The sequence below is a fragment of the Pseudomonas sp. P7758 genome (assembly GCF_013386485.1).
GTDB lineage: Bacteria > Pseudomonadota > Gammaproteobacteria > Pseudomonadales > Pseudomonadaceae > Aquipseudomonas.
Window position 1 is genome coordinate 20,506 of record NZ_JACARS010000011.1, and the last position, 15,233, is coordinate 35,738.

15 protein-coding genes are annotated in these 15,233 nt (G+C 61.5%); 11 read left to right on the forward strand and 4 right to left on the reverse strand.

Annotated elements, in window-relative coordinates; translation table 11 throughout:
- Positions 1–49: 49 nt before the first annotated feature.
- On the reverse strand, positions 50–925 hold the full coding sequence (locus tag HX873_RS02200; RefSeq protein ID WP_177122303.1) for a LysR family transcriptional regulator: 876 nt from the start codon (positions 923–925) through the stop codon (positions 50–52).
- Between the two features lie 114 nt (positions 926–1,039).
- Between HX873_RS02200 and HX873_RS02205 the strand changes: the two genes are divergently transcribed.
- From HX873_RS02205 to catA, 3 genes are read left to right on the forward strand one after another with little or no spacing between them, the layout of a single operon-like run.
- A complete protein-coding gene (locus tag HX873_RS02205; RefSeq protein ID WP_177122304.1) occupies positions 1,040–2,164 on the forward strand; it encodes a muconate cycloisomerase family protein in 1,125 nt (374 codons plus the stop codon).
- Between the two features lie 16 nt (positions 2,165–2,180).
- Positions 2,181–2,471, forward strand: a complete 291-nt coding sequence (catC, locus tag HX873_RS02210; protein WP_003212310.1) for a muconolactone Delta-isomerase — start codon at positions 2,181–2,183, stop codon at positions 2,469–2,471.
- A gap of 42 nt (positions 2,472–2,513) precedes the next feature.
- Positions 2,514–3,443, forward strand: a complete 930-nt coding sequence (gene catA, locus HX873_RS02215; RefSeq protein WP_003212307.1) for a catechol 1,2-dioxygenase — start codon at positions 2,514–2,516, stop codon at positions 3,441–3,443.
- Positions 3,444–3,567: 124 nt separating this feature from the next.
- Here the strand turns inward: catA and HX873_RS02220 are convergent, their stop codons facing one another.
- Entirely contained in the window at positions 3,568–4,041 is a 474-nt protein-coding gene (locus HX873_RS02220) for an Lrp/AsnC family transcriptional regulator (protein ID WP_003212305.1), read from the reverse strand.
- A gap of 142 nt (positions 4,042–4,183) precedes the next feature.
- Between HX873_RS02220 and kynU the strand changes: the two genes are divergently transcribed.
- Positions 4,184–5,434 carry a kynureninase gene (kynU, locus tag HX873_RS02225; protein ID WP_134325689.1) on the forward strand — a complete coding sequence of 417 codons (1,251 nt, stop codon included), beginning with the start codon at positions 4,184–4,186 and terminating at the stop codon, positions 5,432–5,434.
- A 165-nt stretch (positions 5,435–5,599) separates the two neighbouring features.
- Positions 5,600–7,006 (forward strand): amino acid permease, encoded by a 1,407-nt coding sequence (locus HX873_RS02230; protein WP_177122305.1) that lies wholly within the window; start codon positions 5,600–5,602, stop codon positions 7,004–7,006.
- On the opposite strand, the gene HX873_RS02235 is transcribed toward HX873_RS02230, so the two are convergent.
- A complete protein-coding gene (locus HX873_RS02235; RefSeq protein ID WP_177021608.1) occupies positions 6,952–7,848 on the reverse strand; it encodes a LysR substrate-binding domain-containing protein in 897 nt (298 codons plus the stop codon). The genes HX873_RS02230 and HX873_RS02235 overlap by 55 nt on opposite strands.
- A 190-nt stretch (positions 7,849–8,038) precedes the next feature.
- Here HX873_RS02235 and HX873_RS02240 point away from each other — a divergent pair, with 190 nt between their 5' ends.
- The 5 genes from HX873_RS02240 (at position 8,039) to HX873_RS02260 (ending at position 13,100) form a co-directional block, all read left to right on the forward strand.
- On the forward strand, positions 8,039–8,803 hold the full coding sequence (locus HX873_RS02240) for a sulfite exporter TauE/SafE family protein (RefSeq protein ID WP_177122306.1): 765 nt from the start codon (positions 8,039–8,041) through the stop codon (positions 8,801–8,803).
- 117 nt (positions 8,804–8,920) lie between these two features.
- Entirely contained in the window at positions 8,921–9,511 is a 591-nt protein-coding gene (locus tag HX873_RS02245) for an NAD(P)H-dependent oxidoreductase (RefSeq protein WP_008436691.1), read from the forward strand.
- A gap of 41 nt (positions 9,512–9,552) precedes the next feature.
- Positions 9,553–10,449, forward strand: coding sequence for a LysR family transcriptional regulator (locus HX873_RS02250; protein ID WP_017478506.1), 897 nt, complete (start codon positions 9,553–9,555; stop codon positions 10,447–10,449).
- A 104-nt stretch (positions 10,450–10,553) separates the two neighbouring features.
- Positions 10,554–11,447, forward strand: coding sequence for an NAD-dependent epimerase/dehydratase family protein (locus HX873_RS02255; RefSeq protein WP_177122307.1), 894 nt, complete (start codon positions 10,554–10,556; stop codon positions 11,445–11,447).
- A gap of 207 nt (positions 11,448–11,654) precedes the next feature.
- Entirely contained in the window at positions 11,655–13,100 is a 1,446-nt protein-coding gene (locus HX873_RS02260) for a SulP family inorganic anion transporter (RefSeq protein WP_177021606.1), read from the forward strand.
- A 129-nt stretch (positions 13,101–13,229) separates the two neighbouring features.
- On the opposite strand, the gene HX873_RS02265 is transcribed toward HX873_RS02260, so the two are convergent.
- The gene (locus tag HX873_RS02265; RefSeq protein ID WP_003212286.1) at positions 13,230–13,622 is read right to left on the reverse strand and encodes a lysozyme inhibitor LprI family protein; all 393 of its coding nucleotides are present in this window, start codon (positions 13,620–13,622) and stop codon (positions 13,230–13,232) included.
- Between the two features lie 193 nt (positions 13,623–13,815).
- Here HX873_RS02265 and HX873_RS02270 point away from each other — a divergent pair, with 193 nt between their 5' ends.
- Complete coding sequence (locus HX873_RS02270; protein WP_177122308.1) at positions 13,816–15,219, forward strand: gluconate:H+ symporter; 1,404 nt, start codon at positions 13,816–13,818, stop codon at positions 15,217–15,219.
- The last annotated feature ends 14 nt before the right edge of the window (positions 15,220–15,233 follow it).

The window sequence follows — 15,233 nt, forward strand, 5'->3', positions numbered from 1 at the left end:
TGCGCATTCGCGAGCAAGCCCGCTCCCACATTGGATGTGTGGTGTTCTTTTAAATCAACTCTTCCACCAGTTGCAGGCAATGACTGAGCCCCGGCGACTGGTCATTGATTCGCCGGCTGAGAATGATCGGCGACGTGGCGGTGGCCTCCACCACCGGTGTGTAGCCAATGTCTGCGCGGTGCAGCACCTGCACCGAGGCGGGTACCAGGGTCACGCCCATGCCTGCGCCGACCAGACCAATGGCGGTCTGCAATTCGTTGGTCCACTGCGAAACCTTCAGGCTCAAGCCATGGGTATCGAACAGCGCGATCACATGGTCGGCGTAGCTCGGGCGCGGGTTGCCGGGATACAGCACGAAGGGTTCAGCGGCCAATTGCGCCAGGGTGGCCGGGGCGCCCAGCAGGGGATGCCCGGCGGGCAACACCGCCACCAACCGGTCCTCCACCAACACCCGCTGCACAATGGCCGGGTCGTCGATGCGAATCCGCCCGAAGCCCACGTCAATCCGCCCGGCCTTGAGGGCTTCGACCTGTTGCAGCGTGGTCATCTCCGACAGGCCCAACTCCAGCTCCAGGCCATCGTGGCTGCGCAGCCGGCGAATCAACTCCGGCAGCACGCCGTACAGCGTCGACGGCGCAAAACCGATGCCCAGCCAGGTTTTCTGCCCAAGGCCGATGCGCCGGGTGTTGTCACACACCTTGCCCAGTTGCTCCAGCAGCACATTGGCGTGCTCATAGAAAAACCGCCCGGCTTCGGTCAGGCGCAACGGGCGCCCGCGCTCCAGCAGCACCACACCCAGTTCGTCCTCCAATTGCTGGATCTGCCGGCTCAGCGGCGGCTGGGCAATGTGCAGGCGTTCGGCGGCGCGGGTGAAGTTGAGGGTTTCCCCCAGCACCTGGAAGTAACGCAGATGGCGCAGTTCCATAAGGACTCCATTCATACCTTAAGGGTATTGTTCGAGACTCATTCTATATTGGAAGCCAGCAGAGATCCGGAACAGAATCAGGCCAAATCTATAAAGAACCCAACGGGTATTGCCATGCCGATTTGCGCCATCGAGTCGATCGAGACCATCATCGTCGATCTCCCTACCATCCGCCCGCACAAACTGGCGATGCACACGATGCAGAACCAGACCCTGGTGATCATCCGCGTGCGCTGCGCCGACGGTATCGAAGGCATTGGTGAATCCACCACCATCGGCGGCCTGAGCTACGGCAATGAAAGCCCCGACAGCATCAAGATCAACATCGACCGGCACTTCGCGCCGCTGCTGCTCGGCCAGGACGCGAGCAACATCAATGCCGCCATGTTGCGCCTGGAGCGCAGCATCCGGGGCAACACCTTTGCCAAGTCGGGTATCGAAAGCGCCTTGCTCGACGCCCTCGGCAAACGCCTGAACCTGCCGGTCAGCGAATTGCTCGGCGGCCGCGTGCGGGACGCCTTGCCGGTGGCCTGGACCCTGGCCAGCGGCAACACCGAAAAAGACATCGCCGAGGCCGAGAAGATGCTCGACCTGCGCCGCCACCGCATTTTCAAATTGAAGATCGGCGCCGGTGAAATCAGCCAGGACCTGGCCCACGTCATCGCGATCAAAAAAGCCCTGGGCGACCGCGCCAGTGTGCGGGTCGACGTCAACCAGGCCTGGGACGAAGCCGTGGCCCTGCGCGCCTGCAAGGTGCTGGGGGACAACGGTATCGACCTGATCGAACAACCGATCTCGCGCAACAACCGTAGTGGCATGGTGCGGCTCAACCTGTCGAGCCCGGCGCCGATCATGGCCGACGAGTCCATCGAATGCGTGGAAGATGCCTTCAACCTGGCCCGCGAAGGCGCGGCCTCGGTGTTCGCCCTGAAGATCGCCAAAAACGGCGGGCCGCGTGCGGTATTGCGCACCGCTGCGATTGCCGAGGCGGCGGGTATCGGCCTGTACGGCGGCACCATGCTCGAAGGCGGTATCGGTACCCTGGCTTCGGCCCACGCGTTCCTCACCTTGAACAAACTGGCGTGGGACACCGAGCTGTTCGGCCCGCTGCTGCTCACCGAAGACATCCTCGCCGAGCCGCTGGTGTACCGCGATTTCCACCTGCATGTCTCCACCGCTCCGGGCCTGGGCCTGGCCATCGATGAAGAGCGCCTGGCGTTCTTCCGTCGCGATAAATAACAAGAGGACACCTGCGATGTTGTTCCACGTAAAAATGACCGTGAACCTGCCCGTCGACATGAACCCCGAGCGCGCTGCCGGCCTCAAGGCTGAAGAAAAAGCCTTCTCCCAGCGGCTGCAGGAGCAAGGCAAATGGCGCCACCTGTGGCGCATCGCCGGGCTGTACGCCAACTACAGCGTGTTCGATGTCGACAGCGTGCAGGAACTGCATGACCTGTTGATGCAACTGCCGCTTTATCCTTACATGGCCATCGAAGTGAATGCCCTGTGCCGGCATCCATCGTCGATCCGTGAGGATGATCGCTGAGTCTGTTTTTTCACCTAATAATTACAAGATGAGGATTGCACCATGTCCATCCGACTTTCCCAGACTGCTCATGCCCAACAGTTTCTCGAAGAAGCCAGCGGCAACCTTAACGACGGCGGCAACCCACGGGCCAAGGCGCTGATCTACCGGATCCTGCGGGACACGGTGAACATCATCGAAGACCTGGAAGTGACTCCGGAAGAGTTCTGGAAGGCGGTCAACTACCTCAACGAACTGGGCAAGAACCAGGAAGCCGGCTTGCTCGCGGCAGGCCTGGGCCTGGAGCATTACCTGGACATGCTGATGGACGCGGCGGACGAGGAAGCCGGCAAGTCCGGCGGCACCCCGCGCACCATCGAAGGCCCGCTGTATGTGGCCGGTGCGCCGCTGTCCAAGTTCGAGGCGCGGCTGGACGACGGGCAGGACCCGGGCGTGCCGCTGTTCATGCAGGGCCAGGTGCGCGACACCAATGGCAAGCCGTTGGCGGGGGCGATTGTCGATGTATGGCAGGCCAATACCGGTGGTACGTATTCGTGGTTTGACAGCACGCAGTCGGAGTTCAACCTGCGTCGGCGAATCGAGACCGATGCCCAGGGCAACTACCGTTTTCGCAGCATCGTGCCGTCGGGGTATGGCTGCCCGCCGACCGGCCCGACCCAGCAGTTGCTGGACCAGTTGGGGCGCCATGGCCAGCGGCCGGCGCATATCCACTTCTTCATCTCGGCGCCGGGCCATCGGCACCTGACCACGCAGATCAACCTGTCGGATGATCCGTACCTGCATGATGATTTTGCCTATGCGACGCGGGATGAATTGATCGCCGAAATTCGCTTCAGCGAGGACGCAAACCTGGCGAAGGAATTTGGTGTGGAAGGGCAGTTTGCGCAGATTGATTTTGACTTCGAGTTGCAGCCTGCGGCGGCGCCTGTCGAACAGAAACGTATGCAGCGAGTTCGCGCGCTCGAAGACTGAACGCGGTAAAAAAATGTGGGAGCGGGCTTGCTCGCGAATGCGGTGGATCAGTCAATATTTCCGGTGACTGACACTCCGCCTTCGCGAGCAAGCCCGCTCCCACATTGGCTCTGTATCGTTTGGCCTATTTGCGAACAACCAGATCGAGCAGATCATCCCGATCCTTGATCTTCTGCAACACGATCTCCGAGCGAATATCCATCACCCCCGCCGTGCGGTTCAGGTGGTTCACAATGAAATCCGAAAAGTGCTTGAGGTTGCGCGCCTGCACCCGCAGCACATAATTGCTCGCCCCGGTAATCACATACGCACTGGCCACCTCCGGCCACCCTTGCACCTTCTTGATAAACGTCTCGTGCCAATCCTCCACATCCTGGCGTAACGACAGGTGGACGATGGCCTCCAGCTCGATCCCCAGTTGCTCGGCGTTCAACACCGCCCGATAACCACTGATGATTCCCTCGCTTTCCAGCAGGCGCAAACGCCGCAGGCAGGCCGACGGCGACAGGGCGACTTTCTCCGCCAGTTCCTGGTTACTGATACGGCCATCCTGTTGCAGGAAATGCAGAAGGCGCAGGTCGGTGGCGTCGAGAATCATGGTTAGAATAAATCCGCGTGTTTGGGGGTTAAATTCGAATTTCCTACAGCTTAATTAGCCTGTTGCCCACCACTTTGCACGAAAATTCTCTAAAGCTTCGTTCATTATTTGGCTCATTGTTACTACAACAACAGGACTGACCATGACCACCCGCACCCATTGCCTGACCCTCGACGCCCAGGATCCGCTGGCGCCATTGCGCAACCAATTCGCCTTGCCGGCCGGGGTCATCTACCTCGACGGCAACTCCCTCGGTGCGCGCCCGGTAGCGGCACTGGAACGGGCGCAAGCGGTTATTGCCGAGGAGTGGGGCAATGGGCTGATTCGCAGTTGGAACAGTGCCGGCTGGGCCGACCTGTCCCAGCGCCTGGGCAATCGCCTGGCACCGCTGATCGGTGCCCGCGACGGTGAAGTGGTGATCACCGATACCACCTCCATCAACCTGTTCAAAGTGCTCAGCGCCGCGCTGACCGTGCAACGCGAACGCGCGCCAAGCCGCAAGGTGATCGTCAGCGAAGCGAGCAATTTCCCCACCGACCTGTACATCGCCGAAGGCCTCACCGAACTGCTGCAACAGGGCTACTCCCTGCGCCTGGTCAACAGCCCGGACGAACTGCCGAAAGCCATCGACCAGGACACGGCCGTGGTGATGCTCACCCACGTCAACTACAAGACCGGCTACATGTACGACATGCAGGCCCAGACTGCCTTGAGCCATGAATGTGGCGCGCTGGCGATCTGGGACCTGGCGCATTCGGCGGGCGCGGTGCCGATCGACCTGCATCAGGCCGGTGCCGATTATGCGATTGGTTGCACTTACAAATACCTCAACGGCGGGCCCGGCTCCCAGGCGTTTGTGTGGGTCAACCCGGCGCTGGTGGATGTGGTTACGCAGCCGCTGTCGGGCTGGTTCGGGCATACCCGACAGTTCGCCATGGAATCGCGTTATGCGCCGAGCCAGGGCATCGCCCGCTACCTGTGCGGCACCCAGCCGATTACCTCGCTGGCGATGGTGGAGTGTGGCCTGGATATTTTCGCCCAGACCGATATGGCCAGCTTGCGCTCTAAATCCCTGGCGTTGACCGACCTGTTTATCGAGTTGGTGGAAAGCCGTTGCGCCGCCCACGACCTGACCCTGATCACCCCGCGTGAGCATGCCCGACGGGGTAGCCACGTCAGCTTCGAACACCCGGAAGGCTACGCGGTTATCCAGGCCTTGATCGCTCGCGGCGTGATTGGTGATTATCGCGAGCCGCGCATCATGCGTTTCGGGTTTACCCCGCTGTACACCAGCTTTGCTGAAGTGTGGGATGCGGTGGAAATCCTGGGTGAGATTCTCGATCAGAAAACCTGGGACCAGCCGCAGTTCAAGGTTCGTCACAGCGTCACCTGAGTAAACGCAGAGCAAAAACTGTGGGAGCGGGCTTGCTCGCGAATACGGTCCATCAGTCTCTGATGTATTGACTGGCACACCGCATTCGCGAGCAAGCCCGCTCCCACAGGGGACAGTGTTTCAACCAGAAAGCAGTGCAATCACAATAATAAAGGGGCACGCCACGTGACCACGCCAGACCAAGGCTTTGCCGAAATCACCAATCGCGAACTGGGCCTCAGGCGCCAGCTCACTTCCGGCCAGATGAGCATGATCGCCATCGGTGGCGCAATCGGCACCGGGCTGTTCATGGGCAGCGCCTACGCCATCGGCTATGCCGGGCCCAGCGTGCTGGTCAGCTATGCCATCGGTGCGCTGATCACTTTGCTGTTGATGGGCTGCCTGGCGGAGATGACCGTGGCGCATTCCACCTCGGGCTCCTTCGGCGCGTATGCCGAATTTTACGTCAGCCCGCTGGCCGGTTTCCTGGTGCGCTATGCGTACTGGGCGGCGATTGTGCTGGCGGTGGGCGCCGAGGTCACGGCGGTGGCGATGTACATGAAGTACTGGTTTGCCAACGTGCCGGAATGGGTGTGGATCGTCTCGTTTTCCAGCGTGCTGATCGTACTCAACGCCATCAGCGTCAAGACCTTCGGCAACTTCGAGTACTGGTTCTCCACGATCAAGATCAGCGCCATCGTTGGCTTCATCATCCTCGCGGTGTACGTGGTGTTCGGCTCCGGCAATCCGGATTACGGCGTGCAGAACTACGCGGCCCACGGCGGCTTTTTCCCGAACGGGTTGAGCGGCATGTGGATCGCGGTGATCGTCTCGATCTTCAGTTACCTGAGCGTGGAAATGATCGCGGTGGCCGCCGGTGAAGCGGCCGACCCGGAGCAGGCGGTGAAAAAAGCCTTCCGCGCGACCATCGTGCGGCTGGTGGTGTTCTACCTGCTGACCCTGGCGCTGATGTTGGCCATCGTGCCGTGGAACCAGGCCGGCCACGCCCAGAGCCCGTTCGTCACGGTGATGCAGACCATCGGCATTCCCGGCGCCACCGGGGTGATGAACTTCGTGATCCTGATCGCTGCGCTGTCGGCGATGAACAGCCAGCTCTACATCACCACCCGCATGATGTTCAGCCTGTCCCGCGCCGGTTTTGCGCCCAAGTCCATGGGCGCCTTGAGCAAGAGCGGGATCCCGTTGAACGCCTTGTTGCTGTCCAGCTCGGGCATTGCCCTGGCGACCCTGCTGAACGTGGTGTACCCGGAAAGCTCGTTCACCCTGATGATGGCGATCTCGATGTTTGGCGCGATCTTCACCTGGTTCATGATCTTCCTCACGCACCTGTTTTTCCGCCGCTACCGCAAGCGTCACGGCGGGGCGAAGCTGTCGTTCCAGCTGGCGCTGTTTCCCTACAGCACACTGCTGGGCCTGGTGCTGATGGGCGCGGTGATGATCACCACGTTCTTCACCGATGCATTCAAGATGACGCTGGTGTTCGGGGTGCCGTTCCTGCTGATTCTGTCGGCGGTGTACTACGTATTCTTCCGCAAGGGCGCGGCCAAGGCATCGAACAAGGCTTTGGCATAACCCGGCAATTGCTCGAACTCGCGGGCGCATAACAGCAGTTTGCGGCAGGCCCAATCCTCGCTCAGGGGTTGGGCCTTGAAGCGCCGCTCCAACGGCCAGCGTTCCAGCGCGGCCAGGGGCACGATCCCCAGCCCGGCGCCCCGGGCGACCATGCGAATCAGCCCGTCAAACCCATCAGCGCGGATGCGTGTCTGCAAGCGAAAGCCTGCGTGCAATGCCTGTTCCTCCAGGTACACCGCCAGCGCGCTGTCGGCGGCCAGGCCCACGTAGTCGTGCTGCAAGCTGTCGATAAAACTCACGGTGCGCCCGGTCAGCGGGTGATCCAGCGGCATGATCAGCACCAGCGGGTCGTCGCGAAAGGGCAGGGTTTGCAGGCCGTGGGTGTCTACTGCGTCGGAAATAATCCCCAGGTCTGCCGCGCCCTGGCGCAAGGCGTGGGTGATGCGCAGGCTTGGCAGTTCCTGCAGGTCGATGTCGAGGTTGGGGTGCTCGTGCAGAAAGTCCGCCAACAGTTCCGGCAGGTATTCGCTCAGGGCGGTGGTGTTGCACAGCAGGCGCACCTGGCCCTTGACGCCGTTGGCGTATTCCGCGAGGTCTTGCTGCAGGTGATCGGCTTGCTGCAACAGCAGGCGGGCGTGACGGGCGAGGGCTTTACCCGCAGCAGTCGGGGTGACGCCACGGCGGCCACGTTCAAGAAACTCGATGCCCAGGGAGGCTTCCATCGCCCGGATCCGTGCACTCGCCGCCGCCAGGGACAAATGGCTGCGGCTGGCGCCGGCGGTGATATTGCCGGTGTCGAGGATGTGCAGGTACAGGCGCAGGTCGATCAGGTCAAAGTGCATGGGCTGGGGATCTCAGTGTCTGTACGGGCCTCTTCGCGAGCAAGCCCGCTCCCACATTTTGAAAGGGTTCACAGATCTAAATGTGGGAGCGGGCTTGCTCGCGAAGAGGCCATCTGCCTCATGCAAAACAAGAGGCTGCCTCAGTATATGGCGAATTTTCAGATATCACCCAAACCTGCAAAATCGACCCATGAATACCTTACTCGCGTTCTACCAAAACCTCGGCCCGGCCCTGACATTGCTGGTGATCGGCACCTTCCTGCTGGCCGGTACGGTCAAGGGCGTCATCGGCCTGGGCCTGCCCACCGTCGCCATGGGCATGCTCGGCCTGGCTATGTTGCCGGCGCAGGCTGCGGCGTTGCTGATCATCCCGTCCACCGTCACCAACCTCTGGCAACTGGCCTTCGGCGGTCACCTGAGCGCGTTGATCAAACGCCTGTGGCCGATGCTCCTGCTGATTTTCCTCGGCACCGGGCTGGGCTCGGTGTGGCTGGGCATGGATGGCGGGCATTGGGTGGTGCGGGCGTTGGGCGGCGCGCTGCTGGTGTATGCCTTGAGCGGGCTGTTGCTGCCGACGTTCAAGGTCAGCCCGGACACCGAGCGCTGGCTGGGCCCGCTGTGCGGCGTGCTGACCGGGGTCATCACCTCGGCCACTGGGGTGTTCGTGATACCGGCGGTGCCGTATCTGCAAGCGTTGGGCTTGAACCGCGATCAGCTGGTGCAGGCGTTGGGGCTGTCGTTCACCGTGTCGACCCTGGCGCTGGCAGCCGGGCTGTTCTGGCGTGGCAGCCTGGGCGGCGGCGAATTGAACGCCTCGTTGCTGGCGCTGGTTCCCGCGCTGCTCGGGATGTGGCTGGGCCAGGCCCTGCGCCAGCGCATCAGTGCCGTGCTGTTCAAGCGGGTGTTCTTTATCGGCATGGCCGCGCTGGGAGGTCATCTGCTGATCATCGGTTAAGAATCAGCTGTTGATTCGTGCTTTTTAATCAAATGTATTTTGCCTTTCCGACGCTTATTCCAAAGCACCGACCCCGTTACCCTGCCTTCAGACATTTTTAATCTTTAGGCACCCCCTATGAAAAAAGTACTCCTGCTCAACGGCGGTAAGAAATTCGCCCATTCCGACGGTCGCTACAACAGCACCCTGCATGAAGCCGCCCTGGCGGTACTGGACCGTGGCGGCATCGACGTCAAGGAAACCCACATCGACGCCGGCTACGACGTGGCCGAAGAAGTCGCCAAATTCCTCTGGGCCGACGTGATCATCTACCAGATGCCCGGCTGGTGGATGGGCGCCCCGTGGATCGTCAAGAAGTACATCGATGAAGTCTTCACCGAAGGCCATGGCAGCCTGTACGCCAGCGACGGCCGCACCCGCTCCGACTCGTCGCAGAAATACGGCAGCGGCGGCCTGATCCAGGGCAAGCAATACATGCTGTCCCTGACCTGGAACGCTCCTCAGCAAGCGTTCGACGACCCCACCGACTTCTTCGAAGCCAAGGGCGTGGACGCGGTGTATTTCCCGTTCCACAAGGCCAACGAGTTCCTCGGCATGACCGGCCTGCCGACCTTCCTGTGCGTGGACGTGATGAAACGCCCGGCCATCGAAGCCGACGTGGCGCGTTATGAACAGCATCTGGCACAGGTGTTTAACCTGAGTCTGTAATGCGGCTAGTATCCGTGCAGCCGCTATAAAGAGGATTCACGTTGAAAGCCCGATCCGATGAGCTACAGATCTTCGTCTGCGTGATTGAATGCGGGTCGATTTCCGCCGCAGCCGAGCAGGTCGGGCAGACGCCGTCGGCGGTCAGCCGCACCTTGTCGCGCCTGGAAGCCAAGCTCGACACCACCCTGATCAATCGCACCACCCGGCGCATGGACCTGACCGAAGAGGGCAAGTATTTCTTCGAGCGGGCCAAGGTGATCCTCGAGCAGATGGACGACCTGGAAGAACGCCTGTCGTCGCGCCAGCAAACCCCGTCGGGGCGCCTGCGGATCAACGCGGCGTCGCCGTTCATGCTGCATGCGATCGTGCCGTACATCGCCGAGTTTCGTGGCCTGTACCCGGATATCCAGCTGGAACTGAACAGCAACGACCTGATCATCGACCTGCTGGAACAGAGCACCGACATCGCGATCCGTATCGGTGCCCTGGCCGACTCGACGTTGCACGCCCGCTCACTGGGGTGCAGCCCGCTGCATATCCTCGCCAGCCCGGCGTACCTGAAACAGCACGGCACGCCCACCACCGTTGCCGAACTGGCCGAACACACGTTGCTCGGCTTCACCCAGACCGAAACCCTCAACCACTGGCCGTTGCGCCATGTGCACGGCGATCGCTGGCAAATCCAGCCTGGCGTTGCCGCTTCCAGCGGTGAAACCTTGCGCCAGCTGGCGCTGGAAGGGCAGGGCATCACCTGTTTATCGGACTTCATGACCGCCCAGGACATCAAGACCGGGCGCCTGATACCGGTGCTGGCCGAGTTCAACAGCGGCTATCGTCAACCGATCAATGCGGTGTACTACCGCAACTCGCAATTGGCCTTGCGCATCCAGTGCTTCCTGGACTTTATCCAGGGCAAGCTGGCCAGCTACGCCAGCTGATTCGTGACCTCTGCGCAAGATTGAATTGGGCAATACGGACTTATTCGGAATGGATAGGTCCGCAATACTGAGTCCATCAATTACTCACGCAGGGAGACACCTCCATGAACGTATTCATCACCGGCGCTGCCGGTTTTATCGGCGGTTCCATCGCCACTGGCCTGGTCAAGGCCGGCCATAACGTCACCGGCCTGGTGCGCAGCACCGAACAGGCTGCGGAAATGACGGCACTGGGTATCACGCCGGTGATCGGTACGCTGGATGACAGCGCGCTGTTGACCGAGCAGGCGAAGAAAGCTGACGCGGTGATCAACGCCGCCAGCAGCGACCATCGCGGCGCCGTGGAAACCTTGCTGGCCGCGCTGCGCGGTTCCAACAAAACCTTCCTGCACACCAGCGGTTCGAGCATCGTTGGCGATGCGTCGGGCGGTAAGTCCAGCGATGTCATCTACTTTGAAGACAACCTGCCGGCGCCGACTGTCGACAAGGCTGCTCGCGTGGCCATCGACAACCTGATCCTGGCTGCCGCCAAAGATGGCGTGAACTCGGCAGTGATCTGCAACACCCTGATCTACGGTCACAGCCTGGGCGTCAAGCGCGACAGCGTGCAGTTGCCACGCTTGCTCAAGCAGGCACGCAAAAGCGGTGTAGTGCGGCATGTGGGCACCGGGCAGAACATCTGGTCCAACGTGCACATTGAAGACGTGGTTGCGTTGTACGTGCTGGCGCTGGAAAAGAATGTGCCGGGCACTTTCTACTTTGTGGAGAGTGGCGAAGCGGCGTTTGTCGACATGACCACCGCGATTGCCGAAGCGCTGAAGCTGGGTAAACCACAGGATTGGCCATTGGCGGATGCCGAGGCCGAGTGGGGTTATGAAATGGCCAACTATGGCCTGGGCTCCAACAGCCGGGTTCGCGGCAAGCATGCCCGGGAATTGCTGGGATGGGCGCCGAAGCGGACCTCCGTAGTGGAGTGGATTCGCAACGAGATGGTGTGATGTTCGCTTGAGACCGAGGCGAGCTCTTCGCGAGCAAGCCCGCTCCCACACTTAACCGAGTTCCAACTTTGGAATGCGGTCAAATGTGGGAGCGGGCTTGCTCGCGAAAGGGGCGACTCGGTCCAACGGTCTTACCCAACACTAGCCCCACCCCGCCCAATTCCGTACCATCCCCAGCCTTATCCCCCGCAACTCCCCGGTACTTCAATGAACCTCACCCGTCTGCGCGCCGACGCCCTGGCCGGACTCACCACGTCTTTTGCCTTGCTGCCCGAATGCATCGCCTTTGCCCTGGTGGCTCATCTCAACCCGCTGATGGGCCTCTACGGCGCATTCATCATCTGCACCCTCACCGCGCTGTTCGGCGGCCGGCCCGGCATGGTCTCCGGGGCCGCCGGCTCGATGGCGGTGGTGATCGTCGCGCTGGTGGTGCAGCACGGCGTGCAGTATCTGTTGGCCACGGTATTACTGGGCGGGTTGATCATGGTCGCCTTCGGCCTGTTGCGCCTGGGCAAGCTGGTGCGCATGGTGCCGCACCCGGTGATGCTCGGGTTCGTCAACGGCCTGGCGATCATCATTGCCTTGGCGCAGCTGGAGCATTTCAAAAGCGGTGACACCTGGCTCAGCGGCACGCCGCTGTACGTAATGACCGGGCTGGTCGCGGCAACCATGGCCACCGTCTACCTGCTGCCGCGCCTGACCCGCGCCGTACCGCCAGCCCTGGTGGCGATCCTCGGCGTAGGCCTGGCGGTGTACCTGCTCGGCCTGCCGACCCGCACCCTGGGCGACATGGCCCACATCGCCGGCGGCCTGCCGACCTTCGCGCTGCCACAGATTCCCTGGACCCTCGAAACCCTGCACATCATCGCGCCCTACGCGATCCTGATGGCCATGGTCGGCCTGCTGGAAACCCTGCTGACCCTCAACCTCACCGACGAAATCACCGAAACCCGCGGCTACCCGGACCGCGAAAGCGTGGCCTTGGGTGCCGCCAACATGGTCTCGGGCCTGTTCGGCGGCATGGGCGGCTGCGCGATGATCGGGCAAACCGTGATCAACCTCAGCTCCGGCGGGCGCGGGCGTTTCTCCGGGGTATTTGCCGGGGTGATGATCCTGTTGTTCATTCTGTTTCTGTCACCGCTGATCGAGCGCATTCCGCTGGCGGCGCTGGTGGGGGTGATGTTTGTGGTGTCCCAGCAGACCTTTGCCTGGGCGTCCCTGCGGGTGATCAACAAGGTGCCGCTCAACGACGTGCTGGTGATCATGGCGGTGACGGTGATTACCGTGTTCACCGACCTGGCGACGGCGGTGCTGTGCGGGATTGTGATTGCGGCGCTGAACTTCGCCTGGCAGCAGGCGCGCGAGCTGTACGCGGATGAGCATATGGAAGCGGACGGCAGCAAACTCTATCGGGTGCACGGCACGCTGTTTTTTGCCTCGACCACGCCGTTTTTGAATCGCTTCGATCCGGCCAACGACCCGGCCCAGGTGACGCTGGATTGCCGTCACTTGAGCTTCGTCGACTATTCGGCGATTGCTGCGTTGATGACCTTGCGCGAGCGCTACACCAAGGCCGGCAAGCATTTGCGGGTACTGCACCTGTCCGAGCGCTGCCGCAAACTGCTCAAGCGCGCCCGGGTGCAGCACGACTGACCGTTGTTGAAGTGCGATGATCGTTCCCACGCTCTGCGTGGGAACGCCGCTTTGGACGCTCCGCGTCCGCTCTTAAAATCGTGACGCGGAGCGTCACAGGATGCATTCCCACGCAGAGCGTGGGAACGATCATGGTCCGACCAGGTTTTCCAGTTCCTGGGCGCGGGTCTGGGTCATGTCCAGCACGCAGCCGGAGCCGTTGACCTGATCAATGGTGCCGCCGGTGGCCGAGCCGATGAAGCCGCAATTGGCATCGCGAAACTTGAGCCACTGGCGTTGTACGTCCTGCAGCTGCTGCTTGCGGTTGCCTTCCATCGCGGTCATCGCGGTTTTGTAGGCGGTATTCAGGCGCGCGTCCTGCACCTTGGTTTCCTTGGCGTTGCAATCGACCATGTCGGCGGTGGTGTTAGCGCCGTCCATGCATTTTTTCAGGGCCGGGTTCTCATCGGCCGAGGCCGTGCCGCACAAGGCCAGCAACAGTGCGCCGGCGGCGAAAGGAACAAGCAGGGGGTTACGATTCATTCTGGGTTTTCCTGGTCATGAGTCGGTGTGCAGTCTAAGACTCGGCCTGCGCAGTTGAGTTTCCAGCCCCGGCGATCTTCATGTAAAAACGCCCCCCGAATTTTCATCCACTGACCCTGGGCATATCCCTGCGCGACAGGGCTTGTCTGTGGGCGAAAATTACTTTCATAAAAATTGAAAATACACCTCGGTAATGATTTATGAATTTCACAACCTATTCGACGTGACCCTTTCCGAGGAGTACCGCATGGCCGCATCACCGGGGTATTGGCTGTTGATCTACGCCGCCATCGCCATCATTGCATTGATCGTATTGATCGCGCGTTACCGGCTCAACCCGTTTATCGTCATCACCCTGGTGTCTATCGGCCTGGCGCTGTTGGCCGGAATGCCGGCGGATACGATCATGGGCTCCTACGAGGCCGGCGTCGGCAAGACGCTGGGGCATATTGCGCTGGTGGTCGCGCTGGGCACCATGCTCGGCAAGATGATGGCCGAGTCCGGTGGCGCCGAGCAGGTGGCGCGCACGCTGATCAACCGGTTCGGCGAGCGTAACGCGCACTGGGCAATGGTCTGTATCGCGTTCCTGGTGGGGCTGCCGCTGTTTTTCGAGGTCGGTTTTGTGTTGCTGGTGCCGATCGCGTTTACCGTGGCGCGGCGGGTGGGCGTGTCGATCCTGATGGTCGGCCTGCCGATGGTGGCCGGCTTGTCGGTGGTGCATGCGCTGGTGCCGCCGCATCCGGCGGCGATGATGGCGGTGCTGGCCTATAACGCCTCGGTCGGGCAGACGGTGCTGTATGCGATTTTGATCGGCATACCCACCGCGATCATTGCCGGCCCGCTGTACGCCAAATTTATCGTGCCGCACATTCACCTGCCGGCGGAAAACCCGCTGGAACGCCAGTTCATCGACCGCGAGCCGCGCACCCGCCTGCCGAGTTTCGCCCTGACCATGGGCACCATCCTGTTACCGGTGGTGCTGATGATGATCGGCGGCTGGGCCAACCTGATTTCCACACCGGGCACCGCCTTTAACCAGTTCCTGTTGTTTATCGGTAACTCGGTGATTGCGCTGCTGGTGGCGACCCTGGTGAGCTTCTGGACGCTGGGCCTGGCCCAGGGTTTCAACCGCGAATCGATCCTCAAGTTCACCAACGAATGCCTGGCACCGACCGCCAGCATCACCTTGCTGGTGGGCGCGGGCGGTGGTTTGAACCGGATTCTGGTGGACGCCGGGGTCACCAATGAGATCCTCGGCCTGGCCCACGCCTTCAACCTGTCGCCTTTGGTGATGGGCTGGCTGTTCGCCGCGCTGATGCGCATCGCCACCGGCTCGGCCACCGTGGCCATGACCACGGCCTCAGGCGTGGTTGCACCGGTTGCGATGGGCCTGGGTTATCCCCACCCGGAATTGCTGGTGCTGGCCACTGGTGCGGGTTCGGTAATCTTTTCCCACGTGAACGACGGCGGCTTCTGGCTGATCAAGGAATACTTCAATATGACGGTGATCCAGACCTTCAAGACCTGGACCGTGCTGGAAACCCTGATTTCGGTGGTCGCCTTCGGTCTGACTTATGGTTTGTCCTGCATCTTGTAACCCGGAGCCGAACC